This window comes from Variovorax davisae (assembly GCF_030316845.1).
GTDB classification, from domain to species: Bacteria; Pseudomonadota; Gammaproteobacteria; order Burkholderiales; family Burkholderiaceae_C; genus Variovorax; species Variovorax davisae.
Map to the genome: position 1 here is coordinate 472,107 of NZ_JASZYS010000004.1, position 6,819 is coordinate 478,925.

Annotated in this window: 6 protein-coding genes and 1 pseudogene; 4 read left to right on the plus strand and 3 right to left on the minus strand. The window is 68.8% G+C overall.

What is annotated here, in order from left to right; genetic code table 11:
- Positions 1-58: 58 nt before the first annotated feature.
- Entirely contained in the window at positions 59-1,174 is a 1,116-nt protein-coding gene (locus QTI33_RS12635) for an acyl-CoA dehydrogenase family protein (protein WP_286506313.1), read from the minus strand.
- A gap of 24 nt (positions 1,175-1,198) precedes the next feature.
- The gene (locus QTI33_RS12640; RefSeq protein ID WP_286506314.1) at positions 1,199-2,380 is read right to left on the minus strand and encodes an acyl-CoA dehydrogenase family protein; all 1,182 of its coding nucleotides are present in this window, start codon (positions 2,378-2,380) and stop codon (positions 1,199-1,201) included.
- Positions 2,381-2,523: 143 nt separating this feature from the next.
- On the opposite strand from QTI33_RS12640, the gene purN reads away from it, so the two are divergent.
- Positions 2,524-3,108: a phosphoribosylglycinamide formyltransferase gene (gene purN / locus QTI33_RS12645; RefSeq protein ID WP_286506315.1), complete on the plus strand. Its 585-nt coding sequence runs from the start codon at positions 2,524-2,526 to the stop codon at positions 3,106-3,108.
- Between the two features lie 16 nt (positions 3,109-3,124).
- On the opposite strand, the gene QTI33_RS12650 is transcribed toward purN, so the two are convergent.
- Complete coding sequence (locus tag QTI33_RS12650) at positions 3,125-3,370, minus strand: DUF1653 domain-containing protein (protein WP_286506316.1); 246 nt, start codon at positions 3,368-3,370, stop codon at positions 3,125-3,127.
- Between the two features lie 35 nt (positions 3,371-3,405).
- Here QTI33_RS12650 and QTI33_RS12655 point away from each other — a divergent pair, with 35 nt between their 5' ends.
- The 3 genes and pseudogenes from QTI33_RS12655 to QTI33_RS12665 all read left to right on the plus strand — a co-directional run.
- Positions 3,406-5,265 carry a M48 family metallopeptidase gene (locus QTI33_RS12655; protein ID WP_286506317.1) on the plus strand — a complete coding sequence of 620 codons (1,860 nt, stop codon included), beginning with the start codon at positions 3,406-3,408 and terminating at the stop codon, positions 5,263-5,265.
- Positions 5,266-5,288: 23 nt separating this feature from the next.
- Positions 5,289-6,560 (plus strand): RsmB/NOP family class I SAM-dependent RNA methyltransferase, encoded by a 1,272-nt coding sequence (locus tag QTI33_RS12660; RefSeq protein WP_286506318.1) that lies wholly within the window; start codon positions 5,289-5,291, stop codon positions 6,558-6,560.
- A gap of 130 nt (positions 6,561-6,690) precedes the next feature.
- A pseudogene (locus QTI33_RS12665) lies at positions 6,691-6,819 on the plus strand (acyl-CoA desaturase); the annotation flags it as partial.

The window sequence follows — 6,819 nt, forward strand, 5'->3', positions numbered from 1 at the left end:
ACGCCCGCGGGCGAGGCCGGCGGGCGTGGGTGCCGTCGGATTCGACGGCGATCGATGGTCAGGCGAACACGCCGGCCGTGTCCTGCATGCGGGCCGAGACTTCGCCCAGGTGGTGCATGCTGTCGCCGAAGGTCATCTCGAGCTGCGTGAGCTTGCGGAAGTAGTGGCTGCCGATGTATTCGTCGGTCACGCCGATGCCGCCGTGCAGCTGCACCGACTGCTGGCCCACGAAGCGCATCGACACGCCGAGCTGGTACTTGGCGCGGGCCATCGCCTGGCGCCGTTCGGCGGCCGGGGCGTTGAGCTTGAGGCTGGCGTAGTAGCTCATCGAGCGGGCCAGTTCGAGCTGCATCTTCATGTCGGCGACCCGGTGCCGCAGCGCCTGGAAGGTGGCAATGGCGACGCCGAACTGCTTGCGCGTGTTCATGTACTCGACCGTGACCGCGACCGTCTGGTCCATCACGCCGACGGCTTCGGCGCAGGTCGAGGCGATGCCGATGTCTACGCCATGCTCGAGCGCCGCCAGGCCGTCGCGGGTGACCAGCGTCGCGGCGGCGCCGTCGAACACCACTTCGGCCGCCCGGCTGCCGTCCTGGGTGCCGTAGCCGCGGGCAGCGACGCCGTCTGCCGCCCGTTCGACCAGGAACAGGGCGATCTGGCCGTCGAGCTGCGCCGGCACCAGGAAGGCATCGGCTTCGTCGCCGGCCGGCACCAGGCTCTTGGTGCCGTGCAGCGTGAAGCCGTCGCCGGCCTGCTGTGCCTTGGCGTCGCAGACATCGAGCCGGTAGCGCGCCTTGCGCTCCTGGTAGGCCAGCACCACCAGCGCCTGGCCGCCGGCAATGCGCGGCAGCCAGCTGTCCTTGGTGTCGGCATCGGCATGGCCGGCCAGCAGGGCGCCGGCAATGAAGGATTGCGCCAGCGGCTCGACCACGATGCCGCGGCCCAGCTCTTCCATCACCACCATGCCTTCGACCGGGCCCATGCCCAGGCCGCCTTCGTCCTCGGGAATGTAGAGGCCGCCCAGGCCGAGTTCGGCCAGTTCGTCCCAGGCCTCGCGCGAGAAGCCGCCGGCCGCTTCGGTGGCGCGGCGGCGCTCGAAGCCGTAGCCCTTTTCGACCCACTTGGCGACCGCGTCGCGAAGCTGCTGCTGGTCATCGGAAAAATTGAAGTCCATTGCCTGATCCTTGTGAGTTCGCGTTCAACCCAAGACCGTCTGGGCGACGATGTTGCGTTGCACTTCGTTGCTGCCGCCATAGATGGTGGTCTTGCGCATGTTGAAGTAGGTCGACGTCAGCGGCGCCAGCTGCGGATGGCCGCCCGGGAAGTCGCCCTGCCAGCCGGCTTCCATCGCCTCGCGGATCAGTGGCAGCGAATACGGGCCGCCGGCCAGCATCATCAGCTCGGAGTAGCGCTGCTGGATCTCGCTGCCCTTGATCTTGAGCAGGCCCGCGATGTCGAGCGAGTTCTTGCCCGAGGTGGCGGCCGACAGCACCCGCAGCACCAGCATCTCGAGCGCGACCACGTCGACCTCGAGCTTGGCGATCTCGTCGCGGAACCGCGCGTCTTCCCAGACGCCTTCGCTCTTGGCCAGGCGCTTGAGCCGCTCCAGCTCGCGCTTGGCGCGGTTGACGTCGGCGATGTTGGTGCGCTCGTGCGACAGCAGGTGCTTGGCGTAGGTCCAGCCCTTGTTCTCCTCGCCGATCAGGTTCTCGGCCGGCACCTCGACGTTGTCGAAGAAGACCTCGTTGACCTCGTAGCCGCCGTCGAGCAGCTTGATCGGGCGCACCGTCACGCCCTTGGACTTCATGTCGACCAGCAGGAAGCTGATGCCGGTCTGGGGCTTGCCTTCGCTGCTGGTGCGCACCAGGCAGAAGATCCACTCGCCGTACTGGCCCAGCGTGGTCCAGGTCTTCTGGCCGTTGACGATGTACTTGTCGCCCTGGCGCTCGGCCTTGGTCTTGACCGAGGCCAGGTCCGAACCGGAACCCGGTTCGCTGTAGCCCTGGCTCCACCAGACCTCGCCGCTCGCGATGCCGGGCAGGAAGCGCTTTTGCTGCTCGGGGTTGCCGTAGGCCATGATCACCGGCGCCACCATCACGGGGCCGAAGGGGATGATGCGCGGCGCACCGGCCAGCGCGGCCTCTTCCTCGAACAGGTGCTTCTCGACCGCGGTCCAGCCGGGGCCTCCGAATTCCTTCGGCCAGCCATAGCCCAGCCAGCCCTTCTTGCCGAGGATCTTGGCCCAGCGCTGCAGGTCGTCGCGCGTCAGTTCGAGCGCGTTGTGCACCTTGTGCGAGATGTCTTGGGGAAGGTTTTCTTTGACCCAGGCGCGAATCTCTTCGCGGAACTTCTGTTCTTCGGGCGTGAAGCTCAAATCCATGCGTGCCTCGCTGTGTTGATCGATGCGCCGCGGACGCGGCGTGTCTCCGGAACCGCCGGTTTTAGCACGGTCGTGCGCTTCCGGGGTGTCCGCGCCGCGACAACGCGGGCGGCGGAAATGCGCAACGGATAATCCCGCGTCCGATGAAGAATATTGTGATCCTTATCTCCGGCGGCGGGTCGAACATGGCGGCCATCGTGCGGGCCGCCGAGCAGGAGCGCTGGGCCGCCCGTTTCGATGCCCGCGTCGCCGCCGTCATCAGCAACAAGGCGGACGCAGCGGGCCTGGCCTTTGCCCGCGACCGGGGCATCATGACCGCAGTGGTCCCGCACAAGGACTTCGCCAGCCGCGAGGATTTCGACGCCGCGCTGGCGCAGGCCATCGACGCCCATGCGCCGTCGCTCGTGGTGCTGGCCGGCTTCATGCGCATCCTGACGCCGGGCTTCGTGACCCGCTACGCGGGCCGCCTGCTCAACATCCACCCCTCGCTGCTGCCGGCTTTCCCCGGGCTGCACACCCACCAGCGCGCCATCGAGGCCGGCTGCAAGGTGGCGGGCCTCACGGTGCACCAGGTGACGGTGGAGCTCGACCACGGGCCGATCCTGGCGCAGGCGGTGGTGCCGGTGTTGCCGGACGACACCGCGGCGAGTCTGGCAGAACGTGTCCTAGTGCACGAACATCGGGTTTACCCGCAGGCGATTGCCACGTGGCTGGTGGAAACAAAATGACACAATCAACGAAGTCTCATTTTTTGTCTTCGAGCTTCACGAAGCGCAGTTGTGACGAGCCGTCGATCTCCACGCGGCCGCCGAACATGGCGGCCGGGCGCACCCACAGGCCGCGCTCGCCGTAGAGCGCGCGGTAGAGCGTCATCGGCTCCAGCGTCTCGCTGTGGCGCGCGGTGCCCAGGACTTCGTATTCGCCGCCCTTGTAGTGGCGGTAGCGTCCGGGTGGGGTTTCGATCAGGGGTGGCAGGTCGTCGTCGTTCACGCTGTGTATTTCCTTCAGGGAATTGAAAGGTCGGGATGGATAGGGCGGATTTTGTTCATCTCGTGCGCCTCAGCGAGCATGCCAGCGCCGACGACAGCGACGGCTACCGGCGCGGGGTCGCGGTCTTCGCCGCACTCGGCTACGTCTGGGTCTTCGCCTGCCTGGCGCTCGCGGCCGGGATCATCGCCTGGGTAGTCGGCGGCCTGGGCCAGGGCGGGCGCTTCAGCTTCACCCGCGGCTGGCTGCTGTTGTTCGCGCTCGGCCTGTTGTGGGCCACGCTGCGCGCGCTCTGGGTGCGCTTCGACGAGCCCGACGGCGTCCCCCTCGAGCGTGCGGACGCGCCGGCGCTGTTCGAGGCGCTGGACCGCATCCGGCAGCGCATCGATGGGCCGGCGGTGCATCGCGTCTACCTCGACAGCGAATTCAACGCCAGCATCCGGCAGCTGCCGCGCTTCGGCCTCTTCGGCGGCGCGGTCAACCACCTCAGCATCGGCCTGCCGCTGCTGATGGCGCTGGACCGCCGGCGCTTGCTGTCGGTGCTGGCGCACGAGTACGGGCACCTGCGCGGCAACCACGGCAAGCTGAGCGCCTGGATCTACCGCACCCGGATGTCCTGGCTCAAGCTGGACGCCAGCTTCCAGCGCGACGAGGGCGTGATGGCGTTCGCGTCGCAGGCCTTCTTCCGCTGGTACTTCCCGCGCTTTGCCGCCAAGACCTTCGCGCTGGCGCGCCAGGACGAGTACGAAGCCGACCGCGTGGCCGCCCGCCTGCTGGGCACGCGGGTGGTGGCCGGCGCCCTGACCGAGATCGTGGTCAAGAGCGCCTGGTATGCCGAGACCTTCTGGCCGGCGCACTGGTCGCGGGCGGCCGGCGAGCCGCTCCCGGCCGGCCCGTTCTCCGCGATGGCAGCGCAGCTGAGGGCGCCGATGGCGCCGGACTTCGCGCGCGCCGCGCTGCGGGCCGCGCTGCGCAGCGTCAGCGATGTCGACGACACCCATCCGGTGCTGCGCGACCGCCTGGAAGCGCTCGACGAGAAGCCGGGCCTGCCGTCCTGGTCGGAGAAATCGGCGCTGGCGCTGCTGGCGGACGCGCCGCGCTGGACCGCCCATTTCGACGGCGAATGGCGCCGCGACCATGCCAACGACTGGAAACAGCACCATGCCTACCTGGTCCGGGTCGGCGAGCGGGTGGCGGCACTGGCTGCCAGCGCCGGGCGCAACAACGCGGACGAGATGGTCGAGTGGGCCGACTGCGCCCGCCGCCTCGACGCCGCGGCCGAGGTGCGCGGGCACTACGAGCGCGCCCTGCAGCTGACCGACAACCACCCGGGCGCCCTGCGCGGCCTGGCGCAGTTGCTGCCGGCGCAGGATCGCGGCGCCCGGCTCGCGGTGCTCGAGCGGCTGCACGAGTCCAGCGTGGCCAGCCGTTGGTGGGCCGCCAGGACCGCGGTCGCCGCGCTCGAGGATCCGGATGCCGGCGGCCACGACGAGCGCGCGCTCAAGCGCTGGCGCGAGCGGACCAAGACCGCGGAAGAAGCCGAGCAGCGGGCCTGGGAAGAGATCACCGCCACGCCTTGCTTCAGCCACATCACCCGCCACGACCTGAGCGAGTTCGAACTCGGCGAGCTGAAGGCCGACCTGGCGCGCTGCATGCCGGTGTCGCGGGCCTGGCTGGTGCGCAAGAACCTGCGCGAGTTCCCGTGGCGACGTGCCTACGTGGTGTTCCTCGAGCTGCCGCAGATGGGCGACGACGAGCGCTGGCAGCTCTGCCGGCAGCTCGAACAGACCCTGAGCCTGCCGGGCGCCGCGCTGGTGCTGTGGGCCGGCCACTCGCCGACGCTGGAGCAGATCGAGCGCCAGGCCTTCGGCGCGATCTGGAGCCGAACCGTGCCTTGAGGCCAGGCTGAGACAATCGGGGCATGCACCCCAAAGCCCTGCTTGACGCCACCGCCGACCTGGTCGGCCTGGTCCTGAAATTCGATCACCCGGCCGACCAGGTCGTTTCACGCTTCTTCCGCGATCACCGCGAGTTCGGGCCGCGCGAGCGCGCGACCCTGGCCGAGACGGTCTACACGGTGCTGCGCAAGAAGCTGCTGTTCGACCACCTGTCGCCCTCGGGCAGCGGCCCGAAGGAGCGCCGGATGGCGATCCTGGGCTTCCACGGCCCGCGCGACTTCCTCAAGAGCGCGCTCAACGACACCGAGAAGCGCTGGCTCGACAACTGCGACGCCGTCAAGCAGGACGACCTGCTCGAGCGCCATCGCCACAACCTGCCCGAGTGGCTGGTGGCGCCCCTCAAGGCGCAGCTCGGCGACCAGTTCTGGCCGCTGGTCGAAAGCCTGCAGCAGCCGGCGCCGCTCGACTTGCGGGTCAACGCGCTCGCCGACAAGCGGCCCGAGTTGCAGAAGGAACTCGCCAAGGCATCGATCAAGGCCGTCCCGACGCCGTTCTCGCCCTGGGGCCTGCGGGTCGACGGCAAGCCGGCGCTGAACAAGCTGGACGCCTTCACCCGCGGCGCGCTCGAAGTCCAGGACGAGGGCTCCCAGCTGCTGGCGCTGCTGCTCGACGCCAAGCGCGGCGAAATGGTGGTCGATTTCTGCGCCGGCGCCGGCGGCAAGACCCTGGCCATCGGCGCCACCATGCGCAACACCGGCCGGCTCTATGCCTTCGACACCTCCGCCCACCGGCTCGATGCGCTCAAGCCCCGGCTGGCGCGCAGCGGCCTGTCGAACGTCCACCCGGCGGCCATCGCCCACGAGCGCGACGACCGCATCAAGCGGCTGGCCGGCAAGATCGACCGGGTGCTGGTCGACGCGCCGTGCTCGGGCCTCGGGACGCTGCGGCGCAACCCGGACCTGAAGTGGCGCCAGTCGCCCCAGTCGGTGCAGGAGCTGACGGCCAAGCAGGCCGCGATCCTGCAGAGCGCGGCCCGCCTGGTGAAATCGGGCGGCCGGCTGGTCTACGCCACCTGCAGCGTGCTGCCGGAGGAAAACGAGGCCATCGCCGAAGCCTTCGCTGCCGCCAACCCCGATTTCGAGCCGCAGGATGCGGCCGGCCTGCTGGCGGGATTGAAGGTGGAGGGGGCCGACACGCTCTGCGCCGGCGGCGACAGCGGCACCCGCTACCTGCGCCTTTGGCCCCATCGCCACGCCACCGACGGTTTTTTTGCCGCCGTGTGGAACCGAAAATAGGCGCCAGGACCCAAAGAAGGGGAAAACTTGCGACATATCAAGGATTTAAGCCCCTTTTCAGGCTCGAACCTTTAAAATCGCGGGTTACCTGAAGGCTGCACCTTCGTGCGGCCATGGAGTACTGAACTCAATGTTGCTTCCTGACTCTGCCGTCCTGAGCGCGGCCATCGACTGGCTCGGAAACGGCTTGTGGGACCTCACGTGGTGGCAAGTCGTGCTGTACACGCTCGTCACCACGCACATCACGATCGCGGCGGTC